The organism is Acrocarpospora sp. B8E8 (assembly GCF_039871605.1).
Lineage (GTDB): Bacteria > Actinomycetota > Actinomycetes > Streptosporangiales > Streptosporangiaceae > Acrocarpospora > Acrocarpospora macrocephala.
The window spans coordinates 520,865-543,700 of the sequence record NZ_JBDPLV010000001.1; the positions used below are offsets into that span (position 1 = coordinate 520,865).

The 22,836-nt window shown below is 66.6% G+C and carries 22 protein-coding genes; 17 read left to right on the forward strand and 5 right to left on the reverse strand.

The features are described 5' to 3' along the window. Positions 1-39: 39 nt before the first annotated feature. Positions 40-231 carry a hypothetical protein gene (locus ABGB08_RS02530; protein WP_155359295.1) on the forward strand — a complete coding sequence of 64 codons (192 nt, stop codon included), beginning with the start codon at positions 40-42 and terminating at the stop codon, positions 229-231. Positions 232-285: 54 nt separating this feature from the next. Here ABGB08_RS02530 and ABGB08_RS02535 read toward each other — a convergent pair whose 3' ends face one another. Then, the gene (locus tag ABGB08_RS02535) at positions 286-2,424 is read right to left on the reverse strand and encodes a discoidin domain-containing protein (RefSeq protein WP_347585709.1); all 2,139 of its coding nucleotides are present in this window, start codon (positions 2,422-2,424) and stop codon (positions 286-288) included. A 344-nt stretch (positions 2,425-2,768) separates the two neighbouring features. On the opposite strand from ABGB08_RS02535, the gene ABGB08_RS02540 reads away from it, so the two are divergent. The 15 genes from ABGB08_RS02540 to ABGB08_RS02610 all read left to right on the forward strand — a co-directional run bounded on the left by ABGB08_RS02540 (position 2,769) and on the right by ABGB08_RS02610 (position 17,050). Beyond that, positions 2,769-4,067 (forward strand): ABC transporter substrate-binding protein, encoded by a 1,299-nt coding sequence (locus ABGB08_RS02540; RefSeq protein WP_347585711.1) that lies wholly within the window; start codon positions 2,769-2,771, stop codon positions 4,065-4,067. Between the two features lie 298 nt (positions 4,068-4,365). Beyond that, the gene (locus ABGB08_RS02545) at positions 4,366-5,334 is read left to right on the forward strand and encodes a sugar ABC transporter permease (protein ID WP_347585714.1); all 969 of its coding nucleotides are present in this window, start codon (positions 4,366-4,368) and stop codon (positions 5,332-5,334) included. Then, the gene (locus tag ABGB08_RS02550) at positions 5,331-6,152 is read left to right on the forward strand and encodes a carbohydrate ABC transporter permease (RefSeq protein WP_246268983.1); all 822 of its coding nucleotides are present in this window, start codon (positions 5,331-5,333) and stop codon (positions 6,150-6,152) included. The genes ABGB08_RS02545 and ABGB08_RS02550 overlap by 4 nt, the downstream gene beginning before the upstream one ends. Then, the gene (locus ABGB08_RS02555) at positions 6,149-7,573 is read left to right on the forward strand and encodes a GH1 family beta-glucosidase (RefSeq protein ID WP_347585716.1); all 1,425 of its coding nucleotides are present in this window, start codon (positions 6,149-6,151) and stop codon (positions 7,571-7,573) included. Before ABGB08_RS02550 ends, ABGB08_RS02555 begins: the two co-directional genes overlap by 4 nt. Then, the gene (locus tag ABGB08_RS02560; protein WP_347585719.1) at positions 7,570-8,565 is read left to right on the forward strand and encodes a LacI family DNA-binding transcriptional regulator; all 996 of its coding nucleotides are present in this window, start codon (positions 7,570-7,572) and stop codon (positions 8,563-8,565) included. The genes ABGB08_RS02555 and ABGB08_RS02560 overlap by 4 nt, the downstream gene beginning before the upstream one ends. A gap of 82 nt (positions 8,566-8,647) precedes the next feature. Continuing rightward, positions 8,648-10,024, forward strand: coding sequence for an aminotransferase class V-fold PLP-dependent enzyme (locus ABGB08_RS02565; protein ID WP_347585721.1), 1,377 nt, complete (start codon positions 8,648-8,650; stop codon positions 10,022-10,024). A 2-nt stretch (positions 10,025-10,026) separates the two neighbouring features. Beyond that, entirely contained in the window at positions 10,027-10,305 is a 279-nt protein-coding gene (locus ABGB08_RS02570; RefSeq protein ID WP_347585723.1) for a CoA-binding protein, read from the forward strand. Between the two features lie 470 nt (positions 10,306-10,775). Further along, positions 10,776-11,318, forward strand: a complete 543-nt coding sequence (locus ABGB08_RS02575; protein ID WP_347585726.1) for a hypothetical protein — start codon at positions 10,776-10,778, stop codon at positions 11,316-11,318. Between the two features lie 303 nt (positions 11,319-11,621). Continuing rightward, positions 11,622-12,356 carry a 2'-5' RNA ligase family protein gene (locus tag ABGB08_RS02580; protein WP_347585728.1) on the forward strand — a complete coding sequence of 245 codons (735 nt, stop codon included), beginning with the start codon at positions 11,622-11,624 and terminating at the stop codon, positions 12,354-12,356. A gap of 81 nt (positions 12,357-12,437) precedes the next feature. Beyond that, positions 12,438-13,415 carry a radical SAM protein gene (locus ABGB08_RS02585; protein WP_347585732.1) on the forward strand — a complete coding sequence of 326 codons (978 nt, stop codon included), beginning with the start codon at positions 12,438-12,440 and terminating at the stop codon, positions 13,413-13,415. Beyond that, positions 13,415-14,239, forward strand: coding sequence for a hypothetical protein (locus ABGB08_RS02590; protein ID WP_347585735.1), 825 nt, complete (start codon positions 13,415-13,417; stop codon positions 14,237-14,239). Before ABGB08_RS02585 ends, ABGB08_RS02590 begins: the two co-directional genes overlap by 1 nt. Before the next feature lie 90 nt (positions 14,240-14,329). Further along, positions 14,330-15,079, forward strand: coding sequence for a hypothetical protein (locus ABGB08_RS02595; RefSeq protein ID WP_347585737.1), 750 nt, complete (start codon positions 14,330-14,332; stop codon positions 15,077-15,079). A gap of 7 nt (positions 15,080-15,086) precedes the next feature. After that, positions 15,087-15,692 carry an AAA family ATPase gene (locus ABGB08_RS02600; RefSeq protein WP_347585739.1) on the forward strand — a complete coding sequence of 202 codons (606 nt, stop codon included), beginning with the start codon at positions 15,087-15,089 and terminating at the stop codon, positions 15,690-15,692. A gap of 7 nt (positions 15,693-15,699) precedes the next feature. Continuing rightward, the gene (locus ABGB08_RS02605; protein WP_347585741.1) at positions 15,700-16,161 is read left to right on the forward strand and encodes an NUDIX domain-containing protein; all 462 of its coding nucleotides are present in this window, start codon (positions 15,700-15,702) and stop codon (positions 16,159-16,161) included. A gap of 589 nt (positions 16,162-16,750) precedes the next feature. Beyond that, complete coding sequence (locus ABGB08_RS02610; protein WP_347585743.1) at positions 16,751-17,050, forward strand: helix-turn-helix transcriptional regulator; 300 nt, start codon at positions 16,751-16,753, stop codon at positions 17,048-17,050. Between the two features lie 48 nt (positions 17,051-17,098). On the opposite strand, the gene ABGB08_RS02615 is transcribed toward ABGB08_RS02610, so the two are convergent. The 4 genes from ABGB08_RS02615 to ABGB08_RS02630 form a co-directional block, all read right to left on the reverse strand. Beyond that, a complete protein-coding gene (locus ABGB08_RS02615) occupies positions 17,099-17,317 on the reverse strand; it encodes a hypothetical protein (protein ID WP_347585745.1) in 219 nt (72 codons plus the stop codon). Continuing rightward, positions 17,224-17,727 carry a hypothetical protein gene (locus ABGB08_RS02620; protein ID WP_347585747.1) on the reverse strand — a complete coding sequence of 168 codons (504 nt, stop codon included), beginning with the start codon at positions 17,725-17,727 and terminating at the stop codon, positions 17,224-17,226. Before ABGB08_RS02620 ends, ABGB08_RS02615 begins: the two co-directional genes overlap by 94 nt. Next, positions 17,709-18,122, reverse strand: a complete 414-nt coding sequence (locus ABGB08_RS02625) for a CoA-binding protein (protein ID WP_347585749.1) — start codon at positions 18,120-18,122, stop codon at positions 17,709-17,711. The genes ABGB08_RS02620 and ABGB08_RS02625 overlap by 19 nt, the downstream gene beginning before the upstream one ends. A gap of 139 nt (positions 18,123-18,261) precedes the next feature. Next, positions 18,262-19,551 carry a cellulose-binding domain-containing protein gene (locus tag ABGB08_RS02630; protein ID WP_347585751.1) on the reverse strand — a complete coding sequence of 430 codons (1,290 nt, stop codon included), beginning with the start codon at positions 19,549-19,551 and terminating at the stop codon, positions 18,262-18,264. A gap of 642 nt (positions 19,552-20,193) precedes the next feature. Between ABGB08_RS02630 and lanKC the strand changes: the two genes are divergently transcribed. Next, complete coding sequence (lanKC, locus tag ABGB08_RS02635; protein ID WP_347585753.1) at positions 20,194-22,788, forward strand: class III lanthionine synthetase LanKC; 2,595 nt, start codon at positions 20,194-20,196, stop codon at positions 22,786-22,788. Positions 22,789-22,836: the final 48 nt, after the last annotated feature.

A 22,836-nucleotide genomic window follows, 5' to 3' on the forward strand; every position in this document is an offset into this window, starting at 1 on the left:
GGTATAGATGATCCCGCATCCGCTGGGTAGGGCCTATCCATGGACGAGTTGCAGCAGGTGGAAGAGGAACTGGCCAGCCTCCGCAGGCAGGCGCGCGAACTGCGCGAGCAGATCGGCGAAGGTCCGACGGACCCGGCCGAGGTGGCGATGCTGATCGCGAACGCGGACCAGTTGGACGCCCTGGCGGAGAACATGGAGCTCCGCCGCCAGAGCTTGCTCAACAAGCAGTAGTTATGCCTTCGGTGCCGGTACGGCCCGGCGCGGCCGTACCGGCACCTCCGGCCGTCACTGGTAGACGCGCACGTAGTCCACGAGCATGCGCTGCGGGAGCACGGTCGTCGCGTCGGGGGGTCCTGGCCAGTCGCCGCCCACCGCGTTGTTCAGGATGATGAAGAACGGGTGGTCGAAGACCCAGGGCCCTCTGGTCGCCTCAAGCGAGGCTCGGTCCACGGTGTGGACGGTGTTGCCGTCCATGGTGAACTTCATGCCGGTGCTGTTCCACTCCACCGCGTACACGTGGAAGTCGCTGGCGAAGTCCCCGGCGATCGTGTACGGCGAGCCGAATCCGCCCGCCCCGAAGTACGCGGGCGCGTGGATAGTCGAGTAGGTGGTGTTGGGTATGCGGCCGATGTGCTCCATGATGTCGATCTCCCCGACGTACGGCCAGGGGCGGCCCTGGTCGAAGAAGTCGGCGCCGAGCATCCAGAACGCGGGCCACAGGCCGGTGGTGCCGGACACCTTGATCCGGGCCTCGACCTTGCCGTAGGTGAAGCTGAACTTGCCGTAGGTGTTGATGCGGGAGGACGTGTACTGGCACGGGCCGCCGGGGCAGGACGAGCCGGCCACGGTCTGCCTGCGGGCTTCCATCACCAGGTTGCCGGCTCCGTCGGTGGAGGCGTTGTCGTGGTTGGTGTAGTACTGCAGCTCATTGTTGACGCCGGGGCCGATTTCGGCCTGCCAGCGGGCCGCGCTGGGCTTGGTGCCGGCGGCGTCGTTGAACTCGTCGCTCCAGACCAGCTGCGGGGGGTTGCGCGGGTCCGGGGGGAGCGGGGGCGGGGTGATGGGGGCGCCGCCGGTGCCGTACACCTGGAACTCCCAGAGCGAGTAGCCGTAGGGGGTGGCGCGCTGGGTGCCGTACATGCGGACGTAGCGTCCGGAGCCGGTCACGTTCAGGGTCTGCTTGAAGCCGGTGCCGGTGGTGGTGGTGTAGATCGGGGTCCAGTTGGTGGCGTCGTTGGAGGTCTGGATCTGGAACGCGCGGGCGTAGGCCGGGTCCCATTGCAGGACGACCCGCCTGATCTGCGCGACCGTACCCAGGTCCACATAAATCCAGCCGGGGTCTACCCAGCCGGTCGTCGAACTCGTCGCCCAGCGGCTCGCCGGGTCACGGTCGAAGGCCCGCGCGGGGATGCACTCGAAGCAGTTCCCGTCGCTCTGAGAAGAGGAGGCGACGCCGGGCTTGCCATACGAAAGCAGGACTTCGGTGCCCGGGGAAGGCGACGGAGAGGGCGAGGGCGACGGGGAAGGTGAGGGCGAGGGTGACGAGCCTGAGCCGGTGCGGACCGCGACCTCCCAGAGGGAGTAGCCGAACGCGGTGGCCCGCTGGGTGCCGTTGACCCGCAGGTAACGCCCGGTCCCGGTGACGTTCAGGTTCTCGGTCCCGCCTGGCCCGGTGGTGGTCGAGTAGATGTTCGTCCAGGTCGTCCCGTTGGTGGAAACCTGGATCTGGTACGCCCTCGCGAACGCGGGCTCCCAGCTCAACGTGACCCCACAGATCGCCACAGACGACCCCAAGTCCACCTGAACCCACTGCGGGTCGCTGAACGCGCTGGACCACCGGGTGCCCGGGTTGCCGTCGAACGCGGACGATGCCGGGAAGGCCGCGCTCTCGGTCGAGGAGGCGGTGGCGGGCTTGCCCTGGGCGGCGTTGGCGGTGCCGCAGCCACTGGTGCCGACCGGGCTGCCGTACACCTGGAATTCCCAGAGGGAGTAACCCCAGGCGGTGGCGCGCTGGGTGCCGTACATGCGGACGTAGCGCCCAGTCCCGGACACGTTAATGGTTTGCACGCCGCCGGCTCCGGTGGTCGTGCTGTACATGCTCGTCCAGGTGGTGCCGTTGGCGGAGATCTGCAGCTCGAAGCCGCGGGCGTACGCGGCCTCCCAGTTCAGCACGACCTGCGAGACGGTGGCCTGGATGCCGAGGTCAACTTGGATCCACTGCGGATCGGTGAACAGGCTGCCCCAGCGGGTGCCGGTGCTGCCGTCCACCGCGGCGGCGGGGGTGAACGCGGCCTCGGAGGAGGACGCGGTGGCGGTCTTGCCTTGGGAAAGCAGGGTGTCGGCCGCGGCTGCGGGGACGGTCACAACGTAGGTAACGACCAGGGCGAACGCGGCAAGCAGTCCTAATCGGACGCGTGCATGCATGGAACCTCCTCGACGGAGCACCAAACCAGGACAGGCCGCGCCGGGCCGACGAGTGCGGGGAAGCGCTCTCGGACACTGAGCGTGCTCGCGATTCAGTACTACTGTCAAGTGTTGAATTAACATGTGAGAAACCCGCGAGACGTGCGAGAGAACGCTTTCCCCGGCCCGGAAGATCGCAATTTCACCCCGCTGACATGCGGATATGTCGGAAAAATCAGGGGAACGTTCCCTTGAGGTCACGACGATCGTTATCTCGGAACCCATTGACAAGTTTCCGGAGCCAGGACCAACCTCACTCCAGGGAACGTTCTCTTCATGATCATAAATAGGAAGGTTCCAACGGCATGTCCACTCTCCCTCGCCGCCGCGTGACGCGGCTCGTCGTGCCCCTGATCGCCGCATCCCTCCTGGCCGCCTGCGGTGGCGAGGACCCGGCCCCCAGCGGTGGCGCGTCCGCCTCCCAGCCGGCTGAGAAGGTCACCCTTACCGTCGCCCTGTTCAGCGACTTCCACTACGCGCCGCTGTACGAAGAGTTCAAGAAGACCCACCCGAACGTCACGATCACCGAGCGCCGGTCCCAGTTCAACGACCACCACAACAACCTGGTCACCCAGCTGGCCACCGGCGCGGGCGCGGCCGACGTGGTCGCGATCGAGGGCGGGTTCATCGCCACCTTCCAGCAGGTGCCGGACAAGTTCTACAACCTGGCCGACTACGGCCTGACCTCCCGCCAGTCGGAATACCTGGACTGGAAGTGGCAGCTCGGCCTCGCCGCCGACGGCAAGACGCTGCTCGGCCTCGGGACCGACGTCGGCGGCCTGGCCATGTGCTACCGCCCCGACCTGTTCAAGAAGGCCGGCCTGCCCAGCAACCGGGACGAGGTCTCGGCCCTGTGGCCGACCTGGGACGCCTACGTCGAGACCGGCAAGAAGTTCGTCGCCGGTGGCGTGAAGGACGCCGCCTTCACCGACGGCCCCGGTGAGCACTTCCGGGCCATGGTCGAGCAGGCTCCGGTCGGCTTCTACGACGCCTCGAACAACCTGGTCGTGGCGACCAACCCGGACGTCAAGAAGGCCTTCGACATGGGCGTCTCGATGATCCAGAACAAGCTGTCCGGCAAGCTCACCGCGTTCACCCCCGAGTGGACCACCGGCATCGCCAAGGGCACCTTCGCCACCATGGTCTGCCCGGCCTGGAAGACCGGCGTGATCAAGGACCAGAAGCCCGGCGAGGGCACCTGGGACATCGCCGCGGTGCCCGGTGGCGGCGGCAACCAGGGCGGAACCCACCTGATGGCTCCCAAGCAGGGCAAGCACCCCAAGGAAGCGGCCGAGCTGATCAACTTCCTGACCAGCAAGGAGAGCCAGCTCACCCTCTGGAAGGACGCCAGCGCGCTGCCCTCCCTGCCCGCCCTGTACGAGGACCCGGCGGTGTCCACCTACGTCAACCCGTACTTCGGCGACGCTCCGATCGGCAAGATCTTCACCGACGCCGCGAAGGCGCTCAAGCCCCAGCACACCGGTCCCAAGTCCGGTGACGTGCTGCTCGCCATGGGCAACGGCCTGAGCCGGGTCGAACTGCAGAACCAGGCGCCGGAAGAGGCCTGGGCCCAGGCGGTCTCGGACGCGGAAAAGATCAAGTAGCTGTCCAGGGTGGCCGGTCATTCTCCCCGGCCACCCAGTTCGGCTTGGCCGCGCCTGTGTCTGGACTGAGGAACACAGGGTCGCGAAGCGGCCCTGTGTGACGAGGGAAGACGCAGGCTGAAGGCGGCCGAGCCCGCCGATCCGGAGGATCGGCCATGAAACAGCTTGGCCGCGCCTGTGTCTGGACTGAGGAACGCAGGGTCGCGAAGCGGCCCGGAGCGACGAGGGAAGACGCAGGCTGAAGGCGGCCAAGCCCGCCGATCCGAAGGATCGGCCAATGTCACAGAAAGGAGCCGGTATGGCCACGCGTGCCCCGGACCGCCCGGCCGCGCCGCCGCGTCCCCCCGGGAAACGGCGCAGGTTCAACGGGCGCCACTGGCGCTACCAGGCCGACGTCAAAGGCTCGCCGTATGCCTACGTCGCGCCGTTCTTTCTGCTGTTCTGCGCTTTCGGGCTGTTCCCGCTGCTCTACACGGCCTGGGTCAGCCTGCACGAGTGGACGCTGCTCCAGGACGAGCACGAGTTCCTCGGCCTGGACAACTTCATCGCGGTCGTCCAGGACTCCTATTTCTGGAACGCCACCTTCAACACGCTGTCCATCGGGTTCCTGTCCACCGCGCCACAGCTGCTGCTGGCGATCTGGCTGGCGCACCTGCTGAACCGGCCGCTGCGGGCGCAGACGCTGTTCCGGGTCACGCTGCTGCTGCCCAACGTGACCAGCGTGGTCGCCGTGGTGGTCATCTTCAGCCAGCTCTTCGGGCGCGACTTCGGGCTGCTCAACTGGGTGTTGTCGCTGTTCGGGGCTGGGGAGATCGACTGGCGGGCCGGGACGGGCACCTCGCACATCGCCATCTCGACCATGATCATGTGGCGGTGGACGGGGTATAACGCGCTCATTTTGCTGGCGGCCATGCAGGCCGTACCCAGAGAGCTGTATGAGGCGGCCACCATCGACGGCGCGAGCAATCTCACCCAGCTGCGCAAGATCACCATTCCGATGATCCGGCCGACGATGATCTTCGTGGTGATCACCTCGACCATCGGCGCCATGCAGATCTTCGCCGAGCCGCTGCTGTTCGGCGCCTACAGCGTGACCGGCGGTCAGGACCGGCAATACCAGACGCTGGCGCTGTTCATCTACGAGAACTTCGCCCGCCTGGACTTCGGCTACGCCTCGGCCATCTCCTGGATGATGTTCCTGTTCATCATCGTGATCGCCGGGATCAACTTCCTGCTGACCAGCAGGACGAAGGGGGATCTGCGATGAGGGCTGCGAAGGGCATGCGGCTCACCTATCTCACCCTGCTGGGCGTCGCCTTCTTCACCGCGCTGCCGCTGTATTTCAGCGTCGTGGTGGCCTCCCGGGACAACGCCGCGCTGGCCCAGGTGCCGCCGCCGATGATCCCCGGCGGCAACTTCTTCGAGAACATCGGCCGGGTCTTCGAGACCGTGCCGTTCGCGCTGGCCATGCTCAACTCGGTGATCGTGTCCGGGTCCATCGCGGTGGCGGTGATGTTCCTCTCCACGCTGGCCGGGTTCGCGTTCGCCAAGCTGCGGTTCCGCGGCCGCCAGGCGCTGCTGCTGATCACCGTGGCCACCATGATGGTGCCGTCGCTGCTCGGCATGATCCCGCTCTACATGCTGATGGTGAAGCTGGAGTGGACCGGCAGCATCTACGCGCTGATCGTGCCGGGCCTGGTCAACGCGTTCGGCGTCTTCTTCATGACGCAGTACCTGTCCCGCGCGCTGCCCACCGAACTGCTGGAGGCGGGGCGGGTGGACGGCTGCACCACCTGGGGCCTGGTCTGGCACGTGGTCTTCCCGGCAGCCCGGCCGGCCGCGGCCGTGCTCGGCATGCTCACGTTCATGAACGCGTGGAACGACTACATGTGGCCGCTGCTCGTGCTCACCCCGGAGAACCCGACCGTGCAGGTGGCCCTGTCCACGCTCGCCGCGGGTTACGTCAACGACTACGTGATGGGCCTGGCCGGTACGGCACTCGGCACGCTGCCGCTGGTCCTCGTCTTCGCGTTGCTCGGCAAACACATCATCGGAGGAATCATGCAGGGAGCGGTCAAGGGATGACGTCGACCATCGAGACTCGGGGGCACGGGAAGGTCGAGCCCTCGACACAGGGTCATTCCGTGGTCTTTCCGGACGGCTTCATCTGGGGCGCGGCCACCGCCTCCTACCAGATCGAGGGGGCCGCGCGCGAGGACGGCCGCGGGCCGTCGATCTGGGACACCTTCGCGCGCACGCCCGGACGGGTGGCCGACGGGCACACCGGCGACGTGGCCTGCGACCACTATCACCGCTACCGGGAGGACGTCGGGTTGATGGCCGGGCTCGGGCTCGGCGTCTACCGGTTCTCCACCGCGTGGCCGCGGATCGTGCCGGACGGGTCCGGGCCGGTCAATCCGCGCGGTCTGGACTTCTACGACAAGCTCGTGGACGAGTTGCTGGGGGCGGGGATCACGCCCTATGTCACGCTTTATCACTGGGATCTTCCGCAGAATCTGGAGGATCGGGGTGGGTGGGCCAATCGGGATACGGCTTACCGGTTCGGTGATTACGCGCAAGCCGTACATGCGCGGCTTGGGGATCGGGTGCGGACTTGGACCACCTTGAACGAACCGTGGGTGTCGGCGTTCCTCGGCTACTGCAGCGGGGTGCACGCGCCGGGGCGCCAGTCGGAGGCGGACGCGTTCAAGGCCACACACCACCTGCTGCTCGCGCACGGTCTGGCCGCGCAGGCGCTGACCGGGGAGCTCGCGCTCACCCTCAACCTGGCGCCGGTGGTGACGCCCGCGCAGGCGCTCGACCCCGCGGCGGAGATCTCCGACGTCGACCGGGAGGCGGTCGGCCGGATCGACGCCCTGCTCAACCGGCAGTTCATCGACCCGGCCCTGCGCGGGACCTACCCGCCGGAGGTGCTGGAGATCGCGGCCCGGCACGGCGGCCTCGACCACATCAAGGACGGCGATCTGGCGATCATCAAGCAGCCGATCGACCTGCTCGGGATCAACTACTACAACCCGTGCATCGTCGAGGCGGCCCCGGGCACTCCGGCCAACGAGGCATACCCGGGCTCGGAGGGCATCGGCTTCGCCAGCCTGGACGTGCCGTCCACCGCGATGGGCTGGCCCATCATCCCGTCAGGGCTTTCCTCCCTGCTCGTACGGCTAAGCCAGGACTACCCCGAAGTCGGGCTGATCGTCACCGAGAACGGCGCCGCGTTCGACGACGTCGTGGTGGGCGACCGGGTCCCGGACGCCGACCGGGTAGCGTACCTGGACGGCCACCTGCGCGCCGCGCACGCCGCCATCGAGGCGGGAGCGGATCTGCGGGGTTACCTCGTCTGGTCATTGCTGGACAATTTCGAATGGGCCGAGGGTTACCACCTGAGGTTCGGCATCGTCCGCGTCGACTACGGCACCCAGCGCCGCCTGCTCAAGGACAGCGCGCTGTGGTATCGCGGGGTCATCCAGCGAAACGGAATTGCATGAAACGTCCTACCTTGGAGGCGGTCGCCGCCAGGGCCGGTGTGTCCAAGTCGACCGTCTCCCGGGTCGTGAACGGCGACACGACGGTCACTCCGGATTTTCGCGAGGTCGTGCTGCGCGCGGTCAACGAGCTGGGCTACGTGCCCAACTCGGTCGCGCGCAGCCTGGTCACCCAGCGGACCAACTCGATCGCGCTCATCGTCTCCGACCCGCCCGCCGGGCTGTTCTCCGACGATCCGATGTTCTCCGCTGTAGTCCGGTCCGCCAGCCGGGCCTTGGAGGCGGCCAGCAAGCAGGTCGTTCTGATGCTGGCGGCCTCGGACGAGAGCCGGTTGCGCGTCCAGGAGTACATCGCCGCCGGGCACGTGGACGGGGTCATGCTGGTGTCCTTCTACGGCGCCGATCCGCTGCCGGCGGCTCTGGTGCGGATGGGGTTGCCGATCGCGTCCTTCGGGAAGCCGGTGTCGGCGCCTTCGGTGCCGTATGTGGACAACGACAACTATGACGGGGCCGCGCAGGCGGTGCGGCACCTGCTGGGGCGCGGGCGGCGGCGGATCGCGACGATCTCCGGGCCGCTGGACATGATCGCGGCGCAGGACCGCCTGACCGGCTATCGGGACACGCTTCGCGACACCGGGCGGCGGTCGATCATCGCGGTCGGGGACTTCACCCGGGTTTCCGGTGATCAGGCGATGCGCCAGTTGCTTGAGGATGATCCGGGGCTGGACGCGGTGTTCGCGGCCAACGATTTAATGGCGATCGGGGCGTTGCGCGCGTTGCGGCAGGCCGGGCGGCGGGTGCCGGACGATGTCGCGGTGGTCGGATATGACGACATCGAGGCGGCGCTCTACACCGATCCGCCGTTGACGACGGTGCGTAGTCCGATGGCCGCTCAGGCGCTGGCGGTGGTCAGCCAGCTGCTCGGCCTGTTCGAGGGCGGATCGACGGATCCGGTGATCATGCCTACGGAACTGGTGGTGAGGGAGTCCAGCTAGGTATCACCCTGTAGTAAGCAAATTGCACCAATTCGAGCTGATATTAGTGGTATTGATGCATTCACGGACGCTTGGGGAGCATATGTCCGTAAAGCTCGGATTGGTGGACCTACGGGACGCCGAATACTCCTATCTCGACGCGAGGGGGCACGTCTACCTCGATTACACGGGGTCAGGGCTGCCCTCGCGGCACCAGATCCGCGCCCACGCCGAACGTGTCATCGACGGATGCTACGGGAATCCGCATTCGGAGAATCCCACCTCCAGCGCGGCGACCGCACTGGTGGATCGCACCCGGGCGGCCATCCTCGCCTATTTCAACGCCGCACCCGACGAGTACGCGGTGATCTTCACCTCGAACGCCACCGGAGCCTGCCGGTTGGTAGGGGAGGCTTACGCTTTCGGGCCGGACGCCCGGCTTGTGCTGACCAGCGATAACCACAATTCGGTCAACGGCATTCGGGAGTACGCGCGAGCGCGTGGCGCTGAGGTCACAGCCGTAGGCATGGTCAGCCCTGAGCTGCGAGTGGACGAAGGAGAACTGCTCTACGCGCTGGATGGGGCCCGAGGGCTGCTCGCCTTCCCCGCGCAGAGCAACTTCACCGGGGTGCAGCACCCGCTTCGATGGGTCACCGAAGCCCGGGCGCGGGGCTACGACGTGCTGCTCGACGCCGCCGCCTTCGTGCCCGCCAACCGTCTCGACCTCAGCGAGATCCATCCCGACTTCGTGCCGGTCAGCTGGTACAAAATCTTCGGCTACCCGACCGGCGTCGGCTGCCTGATCGCCCGCCGCGAGGCATTGTCGCGACTTATCCGGCCATGGTTCGCGGGTGGAACGATCAAAGCCGTCAGCGCGTACGGCAACTGGCACGTCTTCAACGAGGACGAGAGCGCCTTCGAGGACGGCACCCTCAACTTCCTCTCCATCCCCGACGTCGAAATCGGCCTCAGCTGGATCGCGAGCATCGGCATCGACGCCATCCATGACCACGTCACGCGGCTGACTGGCATCCTCCTGGATCGGCTCACCGCCCTCCGCCACCGCAACGGCGCTCCTTTCGTCAGTATCTATGGCCCTATGGACACGCGTGACCGCGGCGCCACGGTCACTTTCAACTTCCGGACCCCCGACGGCGACGTTATCGACGAGCGTGATGTGGCCCGAGCCTCGGCTGCCGCCGGCATCTCCCTACGCACCGGGTGCTTCTGCAACCCCGGCGCAGGTGAACGAGCCTTCGCCATCGACGAATCCCTCTTGGCTGGGCCCTACTTCCACGCCGACTTGACCCTCGACGACTACCTTCACGCCCTGGGGCTCCCCAGCGGCGGCGCTGTGCGGGTATCCCTGGGGTTGGCGTCCAACGCTGCGGACCTTGACCGGTTCATCGCGTTCGCGACGGAGGCGTACCTCGACCGGGTTCCCGACTACGCTGGGCTGGCACCGCGGCTGCGCTGTTGAGGATGATTCCGGGCATACCGGGTGTTCTCGCCGACCTCCCCGTGCCCATCGACGTGGTGGCCGTCTACCGGCGCTCCGAGTACGCCGGAGAGGTGATCGACCAGGCCATAGCGTGCCACGCCAAGGCGGTCTGGTCACCCCTCAACGTGATCGACGTCCCGGCCGCGCTCCGGGCGCAGGCGGCGGGGCTGGACGTGGTCATGAACTCCTGCGAAATAGGAGTTTCATGGGGAGACTGGAGGAGGTTGCAGGAGAACCCGCAGGAACCGCCGCTGAGGTGATCCCCGGATATGAGTAACAGAGCGGCACGGCCCGCCTGGGCCGACGACATGCAGCAGGAGACTTCACCTCTGCTGGACACAGAACGAGCTGGCCCGACGTCTGGAACTGGCCGCGGACACCGCGACCCGCAAACAGCTTCCCTCACGTAGCTCGATCATTCGCGAGATACGTTTCCACGAGAGTGGAAGCCATCAGCCTGGCTCGATATACGCCGAGCTCTACCGGCGGGTCTGGGCTCTGGCTGAGGCTCGGCCAAACACCGCAGATTCCAACTCGGATGCGGAGGAGAATCGGCGGGTGCCAATCGGACGAGGATCCGATGAGCATTGTCGCTCACGCCCGGTCTCTCATCGCATCCAATGTCGATCACGCAGTCTTGGGGACGGCCCGGAACTCCATCAAGCACGTGGTCGCTACATACGAGGGTCAGGGGCCCTGGCCTCTCGTGGGCGACATGCGAGGGTTGAGGATGACCCTGCACAACCTATTGCGCGGACGGCAGTCACCCTCACAGCGACGCGAGCTGTTCGTGCTGGCCGCTCAGGTCTCCGGGCTGCTGTCCTACATGGCCGTGAACATGGGACGTTCCGTGCTCGCCGATGCCTACGCCACGGAAGCGGCCATGCTGGCAGGGGAAGCGGACCACGTCGAGCTTCAGATGTGGGTCTTGGGGACGCGTTCGTTCGGGCTGTACTACCAGGGCCACTATGACGAAGCGGACGCGGCCGCCTCCGCTGGCGCGGCCCTCGACCCGTCCAGCCCTCAGGCGATCAGGCTTCTGATCAACGGTCGGGCTCGCGCACTGGCCCGCATCCAGGGTCGCGGAGGGGACGCTGAGCGGATGATCGTGAAGCGCTGGCGCTCTCCGACCGGACCGAAGGTCTACCGGTCGGCATGTCCTCGTGTATCGCCTTCGATCCCTACAGCCCGGCCCGGACGACGGCGAACGCGGCTACCGCGTTCCTGTCCTTGGGCAAACCCGCGCAGGTCCTCCACTACGCTGATCAGGTAGACGAGCTGGTTGAAGGCTCAGATTCGCGGTGGAGTAAGGCATTGGTGCGTCTGGATGTCGCAAGCGCCCTGTTGGCCCAGCCCTCTCCAGAGGTCGAGCGCGCTATGGCCCTCGGCCGGGAGGCCCTGGTGGTGACGGCGGAGGCACCGATCCGATCCGTGAGCCAGCGAGCCCGGGAACTCGCTCGCCAGGCTGGCCGGTGGGCGAAGAACAGCGAGGCCGCCGCCTTCCGCCAGTACCTGAGACATTGGGGTACCGGACCGCTCACGCGTATCGTCACTGACGACACCTAGGAATCGCTTGATGACGTTTCCTCTCGCCGCAGACGAGCGGTCCTTTCCTGCCACCCCGCCATCGGATCTGGATGACCCCGAGGTGATCATCTCCAATGATCGTCGAGCGTTCGAACAGCTCGACTGGATGAAAGACCACTGGGACCACGACCGATGGCATGAGGGTTATCGCGCCTACTACTGGATGCTGTCCTTCCCCGAAGCGCCCGACCTGATGAAGCTCGCCCGCCGGTGTCAGGAGGCGCTGGCCCCGCTGGGCATGGATGACGTGCCCGAGGACGGTCTCCACATCACCATGCCGAAGATCGGTGATGCCTTCGAGGTCGGGCGCGAGCACGCCGAGCGGCTCGCCACCGCGGCGGCCGGGACTCTCCCCGGGCCCTTCGCCATCCGGGCCCATCCGCTCACCGCCTCGCACGGAGCCGCCCGCTTCACCGTCACCCCGTGGCGAGCCCTGGTCAGCCTCCACCAGGCCCTAACGAACGCCACGAGTGCCGCCGGACTCCCCGGAGGCTTCCCCACCCGCCAGTTCCGGCCGCATCTCGGGGTCTCCTACAACAACAAGAGACGCTCGGCATTCGTGGTCGGCACCTTCCTCGCCCCGCTACGGGATCTCGAATCCGTCAGCCTGCACATCAGCTCGGTCGACCTGGTGGAACTGCGGCGCGAGGACACGGCGTACCGGTGGGATGTCATTGCGAGCGTTCCCCTCGCGCTTCCCGCCCGAAATGATCTTCTCCTCTGATCTCCTCTAGCCGGTTCCGGCTCCTCCGCATTCACTGGCGGTGGCAATCCCCACCTCTCGGTATCGGAATGGAGCTTCAGCATGACCATGCTCGGAATGCCCGCAGTCACGCAGCGGACCAGCCGTCTCCTTGACGGTGGTCTGCTCGCCTTCACCTCGGGACACCACTTCGCGCTGTCGGGCGAGAACGACGTCTCCGCGCTCGCCGCCGCGGCGTCGGCGCCGTTGTCGGTGATCCTTCAGGTGACCAAGCGATGTGACTTCGACTGCTCCTTTTGCAGCGAGACCATGCAGATGAAGGACCCGTCACTCGACCAGCTCGCCACGACGGCCACCAACCTGACCGGGGTGCACCGAGTGTTCCTGTCCGGTGGGGAGCCGCTGCTGCGGCGGGATCTGCTCGACGTAGTCGACGTGTTCGAGGACTTCATCATCGGTCTGCCCACCAACGCCACCCGGGGCATGGACCTCGCGCCGAAGCTCGGGGGGAAGATCGAATTTGCGAACATCGGGTTCGACGGGCCGAGGGAGATCTTCCGGCGGGTCCGCGGCGACTACGAGAAGGTCCTGGCCGGGGTCTACGCCTTCAAGGACGCTGGCATCCCGATCTCCTTCTCCGCCGTTGTCCTGCGCTCCACCCTGCACGGCCTGCCCTATCTCGTGCAGATCGCCGACGTCCTGGGCGCGGGCAAGGTCAAGCTAATCCTGCCGCTGCGCAAGGGCAACGCCCTCGACCTGCCCGAACACGAGTTCATTACCGTCGAGGAGGCCACTGGCCACTTCGACCGGCTCGCCGAGCTGCGCACCACCCACGACTGGAGCCCGGCCGTCCGCATGACTCCGTGGACGGACGCCACCGAGGGACACATGATCGTGATTGAGCCGAACGGGAACGCCAATGCCTGGCCCGTCTACGACAAGCCTGACCTGTGGCTTTCCCTCGGCAACATCCGCGAGGAACCGATCAGCGAGCTGTGGAAGCGGTATCCCTTTAAGGAGAACCACTTCGCCAAGTACCTCGGGACCAGCATCCTCACCCGGAACCGGGCGGCCGGCTGATGACCTTCTACACCAACATGTCCTGGCCCGAAGATCCCTACGGTACCGGCCAGCTCTGGCGTTCCGCGCCCCAGCTTGCGGCCAGCTTCGCCGCCCTGTTCGTCGACGACGGCAATCACGCCGTCCCCATCGCCTACGCCGTTGTCTACCTCCCCCTCCACCGGACCAAGCTCGTTGACGTGACCGGAGGCCCGCGCTTCGGGTTCCGCGCCGCAACCGCCATCACTGAGGCCGACATTCCCGCCCTGCTGAAGCTGTTGGAACTCGACGCCTCACGCGCCCGGCGGCTCGCCCGGATCGTGACCGGGCATCAGCTCGCCGACGCGTTCCACACCATCGTGGCCGTCGCCTCGGATGCCGGAGCCTACCGGGGCATCCGCGCCCTCGCCTACGCCTGGATGATTGGCGAGAATGGCCCCGGCATGGCCAATTTGGCGGAAGCCACCACTTCCGAAGGCGATGTGGCGGAAGCCGCTGCGGTGGCCGGGATCTCTCCCGGCAGCGTGCAACGAGCCTTCGAACCGCAAGAGACCCTCGATCTCCTGCTGGCCAAGAGCCATATCCCGGACACGCCCGGCCTCAGCGACGAGGCGCGGGCTGCGGACGGGGAGGTGCTGCGCCAGACGAGCCAATGGTTCGGGGCGTGCGCGACCGAGAGCGCCCTCATCACCGGCCTGACGGCCCTTCACCGGGTCGGCCACTACCGGTGGGACAGTCCCCTCGATATCGGCGAGGCCATGGATGCCAACCTCGGCGACTGCTTCCCCACCCAGACCTTCGGCGCGACGTGCACCACGTTGTCTCAGGTGCAGCTCTCCGTCTGAGCAGGGATTCCGACCGGGCTGACAATTGCCCAGCGGCCCGGCCGGTCCCCGTGATGAGCTAGCCAGCACCCGCACACTCAAGGACGTTGGATGATCATCAACAGCAACCTCGGCGGACCCGGCAGCGTCCCAGCCCCGCGCGATGGACACCTCCTCGCGGCCTCGCTGGATGTGGAGTGGACTAAGAACTACAAGATCAAGAACGGCAACGTGCCGTTCTGCTGGTCGGTCACCTGGCTGGAGATCTCCCCAGGGCAGCCGGCGCCGGTCGAGTTCGGGTACACCAGCCTCTATGTCGAGGACAGCGTCGAAACCCAAGATCTCATCGACGCCGCCGAAGCCGAGATCGCCCTCATCACTGCAACCGCTGATGTGATCATCGGACATCAAGTGTCCAGTGACCTCGCCGTCCTGCGCAACGCCAGCACCCGCCAGCTCGGCCACGTCGAGACACTCCGCGATCACTGGCACGAACGTCGCGAGATCACAACCCCACTCGTCATCGACTCCCGCTACGACGTCGGGGACGTCCTGACCGGCGCTTCCCGCCGCCTCGTCGACGTGTGCGGCGAACTGCACCTGGAGGTCACCCAACCCGAACTCGCCCGCAAGTCCATGACCGCCCTGCACCGCGACTGGCTCATCGACCAGGACCCCGAGCCCCGCGAACGCATCACCGTCCTCAACCTCCGGCATGGTCTGTCGGCTGCCTACGTCGCGCTCCACGGGGGCGGCCTGACCTCCTGGGCCGGGACGCTCAACGTCAACGCCACGCTTCATGCCCAGCTCAGCGACACATTCGCCTGGCTAGACACTGCTACTTTCCGCCAACTCCTGTGAGGACCCCTTGCCCATCCGCGACTGCCGGGTGATCGCGATCGAAGGCACCCACGCATCCGGAAAGACCACCCTCGTCCATGCCCTTACCTCCCACTACCGCGAGCGCGGGGTCCACGTAGCCTGCACCGGCGAACCCGCCCGGCTCAGCCCGTTCATGGAAGAGATCGTCCTGCACGACAAAGGCCGCTTCGACCTCACGGCCGAACTCGATGCCTTCGGCGCCCAGCTCACCACCCAACTCCGCGCCGCCCGCCACCACACCCTGCTGATCACCGACAAGACCCTCGTCAATGTCGTCGCCTACGCCCGTCTCCTCCTCCCGACCGAAGACCAGGTTGCGGTGGAAGCCATGCTCCGGCTCTGCGCCTCCACCGCTCACATGTACGACGCCGTCTTCTACACCTCCGACGCCTTCGACCCCCGCCAGCCCGGCGACCGCTTCCGCGACAAGGTCGCCGACCAGCAAGCCGAACTCGACACCACCCTCCGCGTCACCGCCAAGAACGCCGGCCTGTTCCTGATCGAGGTGCCGCGCGGACTGACCACCGCCGAGCGCGTCTCATGGATTTCTGCGCGTCTGGACCAGACAGGAGACCCGGCCGCGCTAACCTGACCGGCCTATGAGCCCGGTCATCGAGAGTAAGCCCGCCCCTTACACCAGCGTCGTGGACGCCCTGCTCATCCTCGTCCGCGACGGCAAAGTCCTCCTCGCCCAACGCCAAGGCACCGGCTACGCCGACGGCATGTGGAACCTCCCCTCCGGCAAACTCGAAGACGGTGAAACCGTCACCCAAGCCGCCATCCGCGAAGGCCTGGAAGAGATCGGTCTCACCCTCACCGAAGACGCCCTACGCTTCGTCCACCTCATCCACTACCGCAACCACCTCGGACATGCCCGTGTCGGTGTCTTCTTCGAAGCCACCCGCTGGGAAGGCGAGCCCTGCAACGCCGAACCCCACAAGTGCGCTCAGATCGCTTGGTGGCCCCTCGACCAGCTCCCACCCGGCACCTACCCCTACACCGCCGAAGGGCTCGCCTCCTACCGGCGAAGCGAGCCCTACAGCACCGTCGGATGGCGCTGATATTCCGGCCGCAGTAAAGCTGGGTTGGGAAGGCTCCCTGAATAGGTCACCGCAGGATGGCCAGCGACATGTGCGGCCTCTCGATGAGCGTGATGGCACGTTGTCGGCGATCGGGGCGGGGATCGCCGACGCGTGCGGATAGGCGAGGACCTGCGGGGTGGAGCCGACGATAGCGAGAGTCCCACAGCTGGAGTTGCTCGGTGAGCCGAGCGGCGAGCGCCGCATCCCTCCTCAGGTCAGCCCCTACGTCATCGGGATTACGGCGCATCAACCCATATGCCCGGCGTCGTCTATATGGGCGAATTGTGGACCTGTCCCAACTAGGAGTTTCGTCCGGGCCGCTTGGTCGGAGTCTTCCGGGGCCGAAGGTCGATAGGGCCAAGCGCGAGCGTCGAAAGGGCGGGTGGGGCGAGTTGGCGTGGGAGTTGCGGTTAGCGGTGGATGATTGTTTTGCTGGAGGGCTTTTGGCCTGGTCGTATGCGGTTCGGCTGGGGCGTTCGCTAGTCCGACGAAGGCCCATGTGACGAGCGGTGCGGGCCATGGAGCGATGTATCGCCGAGGCTCACACGGTGGACGAGGAGTGAGTGGCATGGCCGAGCGTAAGGCGTGGTCCGAGAAGCGTGCCGAGATCATGAGCCGACCCGGGGCCGGGGCCGCCTACGAGGCCGCCCGCATCCGTTTCGAACTGGGCGAAGCCGTACGGCTCCGCCGTGAAGAGCTTGGCCTCACCCAGACCGAGTTGGCCGAGCGGGCGGGGTTGAAGCAGCCGGCTGTGGCGCGGTTCGAGGCGGGTGGCACCATGCCCACCATCCCTATGCTGGAGCGCCTCGCCGAGGCATTGGAACTGCGCCTCAGCGTGAAACTCCACCCGCTTCGTGAGGCCAGTTAGTCGAGCTGGCGCCACAACCGCCCTACCGGAATCCCCGGTACCACTGGACTAGAAGTGCCCGTCGGCCGTCATTGACTGGGTGCCGATCACGTCGAGTAGGCGGAGCTTGTCGGCGGCGTTGGAGCCTGGTGGGGCGGTGTAGACGACGAGGCGCAGGTCGGTGCCCGGCACGGTCAGGACGTCGCAATCGAGTGCGAGTGGTCCGACGTCGGGATGCTGATCGTCTTGGTGTTCATCACGTGGGTGCCGACCTCGTGTGAGGTCCACAGCGTGGCGAAGCGGGGGCTGATGTGCCGCAGGTCGGCGACGAGCGAGGTCAGGGCTGTGTCCAGTGGGTAGCGGGCGGTTACGGCCCTGAGGTCGGCGACCGCGGCGAGTTCGAACCTGGCCCCCTGCTCGGCCGAGTGGGTGATGCGGGTGGGTGCCTCAGTGAAGTGGCACCACAGCACGTTGCGCTCGCGGTCGCGCAGGCCGGAGGGGTCGCCGAGCAGCGCGGCGTACAAGCGGTTCCACGCGATCAGGGTCCAGGCCGCGTCGAACTCGACCGCGTACGCGGGCTCGGCTTCACCGCCGACTCGGTCCCCGCCTTCCGCTTCGACACCGGCCCCACTCTCTCCGGCGAACAGCCGGAGGAGGCCTTCTTCGCCGCGTTCGAGGCCTAGCGGCGGAGGGCCCATTCGACGGCGGGGCAGCGGTCCATGACCACGTCTAAGCCTGCTGCCTGGGCGCGGCGGGCTGCGGGGATGTCGATGACGTTGAGGGGGAGCCAGACGGCTTTGGCGTGGATGGTGATTGCTTGGGTTATGGCTTCGGGGGCGTGGAGGGAGCGGCGGTAGACGGCTACGACGTCTACGGGGGTGGGGATGTCGGTAAGGGTGGGGTAGCCCTTTTCGCCGAGGACGGGCTCGGCGAGGGGGTGCACGGGGATGATGGTCTTGCCGCGTTGCTGGAGGAGTCTGGCCTGGTCGTACGCGGTTCGGTCGGGGTTGTTGGCTAGTCCGACGAAGGCCCAGGTCTGGGTGTCGTGGAGGAGTCGCCGGATGACACCCAAGTCGGCGAAACGGTCTTCCATGGTCTCTTTAACATGCGTGATGTTGCGAAACATCCGGATTTCCGGGGCTATTTGGGTGTGGTACGGCCTGTCTGGGGGGTTGGCCATGATCCACCGGGGGCCGTTCGGGTTGCGGTACGGCCCCCGGTAATCCGGTGTTTCAGCAGGACAGTGGGGAGGAGCTTAGGGCGACGTCGTCGTACCAGAGGGTGTCGGAGTCTGAGCCGTAGCTTTCCCAGCCGAGGCGCAGGGTGGTTGGGCGGGGTGGGGTGGTGCGGCGGAGCCACTGGGCGTCGATGTCGGTGGTGGGGGTGGTGTCCAGGTGGAGGCCGGGGACCTCAGTGTTGTCCAGATAGGTGGACATGGCCTGGCGGGTGGTGTCGATCTGGAAGCGGAGGCAGACCCAGCGGGCGGTGGGGAGGGGGCGGCTTTGGGATACGCCGCTGGGGCTCTGTTCGGGGAGGGTGGCGTCGTCGAGTTCGCGGTTCCACTGGAGGGCGGCGTTCTGGCCGCCCAGGCGGAGGTCACGGCCGCCGGTAGTGGAGTCGGCCATGGTGATCATGGTGATGTGGTTGGCGGGGAGGGCGGTGGTGTGTCTGATCCATAGCCGGGCGTACACGATGGGGGCGATGGTGGAGACGTCGGCGGTGGTGGCGGCGAAGATGTGGTTGCAGTAGTTGCCACCGCCGGTGATGCGCAGGGATCGGGTGCCGGAATGGGCCATCGTGGTGTCGATTGTGGCGGTGCCGGTGCCTTGGCAGTTGGGGGTTACTACCTGCCAGTTGCCGCTGGGGGTGGATCCGGTCTGGTCCTCGAAGTCCGAGCAGACGTCCGCGCCTGAGCAGCCGGGCGGAGGGCTGGGGGAAGGGCTGGGGCTCGGCGATGGACTGGGGCTGGGGGATGGGCTTGGCGAGGGCGACGGGCTGGGGGATGGGCTCGGGCTGGGCGAGGGCGAGGGCGACGGGCTGGGCGAAGGTGACGGGCTGGGCGACGGAGATGGTGACGGGCTAGGCGAAGGGGAGGGGCTTGGGGAGTCGGTGCAGGAGGCGTTGTTCAGGGTGAAGTCAGTGGGGATCGGGTTGGTTGATGACCAGGTGCCTTGGAAGCCGAAGTCGGTGGTGTCGCCGGTGGCGAGGGCGCCGTTCCAGGCGGCGTTGGTCGCGGTGACCGCGGTGCCGGATTGGGTGATGACCGAGTTCCAGGCGTTGGTGACGCGCTGGCCTGACGGGTAGGTCCAGTGGAGGGTCCAGGCGGTTGTCGCGGGGCCGAGATTGGTGAGGCGGAGTGATGCGGTGAAGCCTCCGGACCACTGGTTCACGGTGTAGTCGACGCGGCAGGCGGGGGCGGCGGCGGTGGCCGTACCGGGGTGGAAGGGGATTGCCGCGAGGGTGAGGGCGGTGAGCACGGCGAGTACTCGCCGGGCCCGCGGGCGAGGATCGAGACCGGTCATGCGGTGCTCACTTCCTGAAATTTCGCGAATTTGATGGCTTGCCGGAAATGCCGTCCGGGATTTGCTGATCTTCGCAACGAACACCATCTGCCGGAAAATGACCGCGATGTCGCTCGGAACGGACGTGGAGCGGTGGGCCCGGCATCGGTGGCGGGGGCGTTCGTGCGAGGCGGGCGGTTCGGCCGTTGGACCACTCGCTCGCAAGGGCCGATGGTCACCGCGCCTGTGACGGCGTGTCAAAACCCGATCGAAGCGGTATGAGTCCGGAGAAGCCCTTGGTGGGACCTTCCGTGCACGTTGAGCGGCCAAAAGGTGGCAATTCCCTCGTTAGGTGATTCTGTGAACGTTTCAGCAGGTCCTTCTTGGGGCTGCGTTCTGGCGCATTCGACTTTTCCCGACTGTCCGTAGATCGCGCTTTCGTTCGCATATAATTGGACAAATAGATGGATGGCGATGTGGGTGGACTGCAGGATTGATCGAGAGTCAACCTGGTTGTGAGTAACATTCACTTTCGGTTGGGTCGCAGGTCGAGGCCTGGTTCATGGCTTCACCCGTGATGTTTGCCCATGCGTCATTGGTTGAATTTGTAACTAGGAACTCATCGGGTTATCCGGAATTCTCTCTGTAGAGGAAAGCAGGGAGATGGCCGTGAATGACCAGTATGAGCTTTATTGCCTGGCGGATCGGCTTTTTTATGATTCGCCGGATAATCGGCAGTCGGAACATGCTGATTTCCCGGTAACCGGCCGGGAGGTGCCGGTCGGGTGGGAGCATCAGCCGACTGACACGTGGATGCACTACGCGCCGGGTGTCCGGCAGATCGCGATGCAGGGCTGGAAGATTCACGTTTCGGCCCGGCTTGAAGACGCGGATCGGGTGCTGGGGACGGTATGGGACTACTGCGTGCCCAGGGACATCCCGTTCAAGTTCCTGCGCAGCGCGCCGGTTGTGACCATGCTCAACTCGAAAGCCGCCCCCCGGGGATCGAGCGGCAAGCTTGTCACGATTTATCCGCATGAGTCAGAGCTGGAGCTCGCGCTCAAGGAGCTCGATACGCTCCTGCGTGGCGTCGAAGGGCCGTACATCCTCAGCGACCTCCGCTACGCGGACGGGCCGCTGTATGTCCGCTACGGAGGCTTCGTCCCGCGCCTCTGCCTTGACGACAGCGGCGAGCAGGTTACCGCGATCGAGAACGCCGACGGCGAGCTCGTCCCCGACGTCCGCGGTCCCTCGTTCGTCGTTCCGCCGTGGGTTCAGTTGCCCGAGTTCCTCAAGCCCCAGCTCGAAGCTCGGAATGCGGTCACGACCGGCGGGTTGCCGTACGAGATCGAGGCGGTGATGCACTTTTCCAACGGTGGCGGGGTGTATCTGGGGTGGGATCGGCGTACTGGCGAGCGGGTGGTGCTCAAGGAGGCCAGGCCGCATGCGGGGCTGGACGCCGGCGGGCGGGATGCGGTGGCTCGGCTCCAGCATGAGCGGGACATGCTCCAGCGCCTGAGAGGCCTGGACGCTGTCCCGGAATATCGTGACTATTTCACCCTCGGCGAGCACCACTTTCTCGTCATGGAGTTCGTCGACGGGAATCCGTTGCAGCGCCAGCTGGTTCACCGCTACCCGCTGACCAGGGCCAACTGCTCGGCGGCGAGTCTCGCCGAATACACCGCGTGGGTTCTGGAGACGTTGCCCCGAGTCCGGGACGCGGTCGAATCGCTGCACCGGCGCGGCGTGGTCTTCGGCGACCTGCACCCCAACAACATCCTGGTCACCGAGACCGGTCGCGTGGTCCTCATCGACTTCGAAGTGGCCATGCCGGTCGAGGACCAGGGCCGTTCCCTGCTCGCCCACCCCGCCTTCCAGGCACCCCCGAACCGCCGCGGCGCAGCGGTCGATCTCTACTCGCTCGCCTGCCTCTGCTTCGGCCTGTTCGCCCCCCAAGCCACCATCATGCTCCCCTTGGCCAACAACAAGATCACCCAACTGGCCCACCTGATCACCACCACCTTCCCGGTCCCCCCAGGAATCATCGGCACCGCTCTGCGAACCATCCAAGGCGACGCGGCGACCCCTCCGGCTTCCGGTCCGAACGCTGACGCGCTCTCATTCCGAGGTGACCCGGTCCTTTCGGCCCCTGGCCCGAACCCTGACGCGGATGCGCTCTCCGTCAAGGCGAATCCCTTCCCCCAAGCTTCTTCGTCGGACTTGGGGATGCCGTTCGGAGCGGATGCGATGGTCCGGGCGATTTTGGCCACAGCCACGCCCGGTCGTCGGGATCGGCTCTTTCCTGGAGATATTGCGCAGTTCCGCCCAGGAGGTGGCGTTAACTTCGCGCACGGCGCGGCTGGTGTGCTGTATGCGCTGGACGCGGCCGGAGCCGGACGATACCCAGACCACGAGGACTGGCTGCTGAACCGGGCGTCACAACCCGCCCCTGGAACTCCGCTGGGTTTCTACGATGGATTGCACGGCATCGCCCACACGCTCGATCGATTTGGGCACCGAGACACCGCGCTCGACCTGGTCGACCGTGCGATGCGCGAGAACTGGCGGCGACTGGACACCGGCCTGTCCACCGGCCTGGCCGGAATCGGGCTGAACCTGCTGCACCTCGGCCTGGACGCGCAAGCCGTCATCGAGACCTGCGCCGACCGGCTACCCGACGACGTGCCCGAACTAAGCGGTGGCGCCAACCCGCGGGCGGGGCTCATGCACGGCTCCAGCGGATCCGCGCTGCTGTTCCTGCACGCCTACGAGCACAGCGGCGACCACGCCCTGCTCGACCTGGCCGACCGCGCGCTCCGCCAGGACCTGCGGCGATGTATCCGCACCCAGGACGGCTCCCTCCAAGTGAACCAGGGCTGGCGGACATTGCCCTACCTGGAGGAAGGCTCGGTCGGAATCGCCCTCGTGCTGGACCGATTCCTCACCCACCGCCCCGACGAAGAACTGCGCGCCGACCTCGACGCGCTCCTGCTCGTCACCCGATGCCAATACTTCGTGCAGCCCGGCCTGTTCGCCGGCCGGGCCGGACTCGTCCTCGCCGAACCGGATCTGATCCCCGGCCTGGACTGGCATGCCCTCCCCTACCGGGACGGACTCGCGTTCCCCGGCGACCAGTTGCTCCGCCTCTCGATGGATTTCGCCACCGGGACCGCGGGCGTGCTGCTCGCTGTGAGCGGCGCTCCGCTCCCCTTCCTGCGACCGCCCGGCGAGCACACCGGTTCAGGGGCGCCCCTGTAACCGGACGCCGAGCGGCACCCGTACCCGACCGCATAGCGAAGGAGGTGA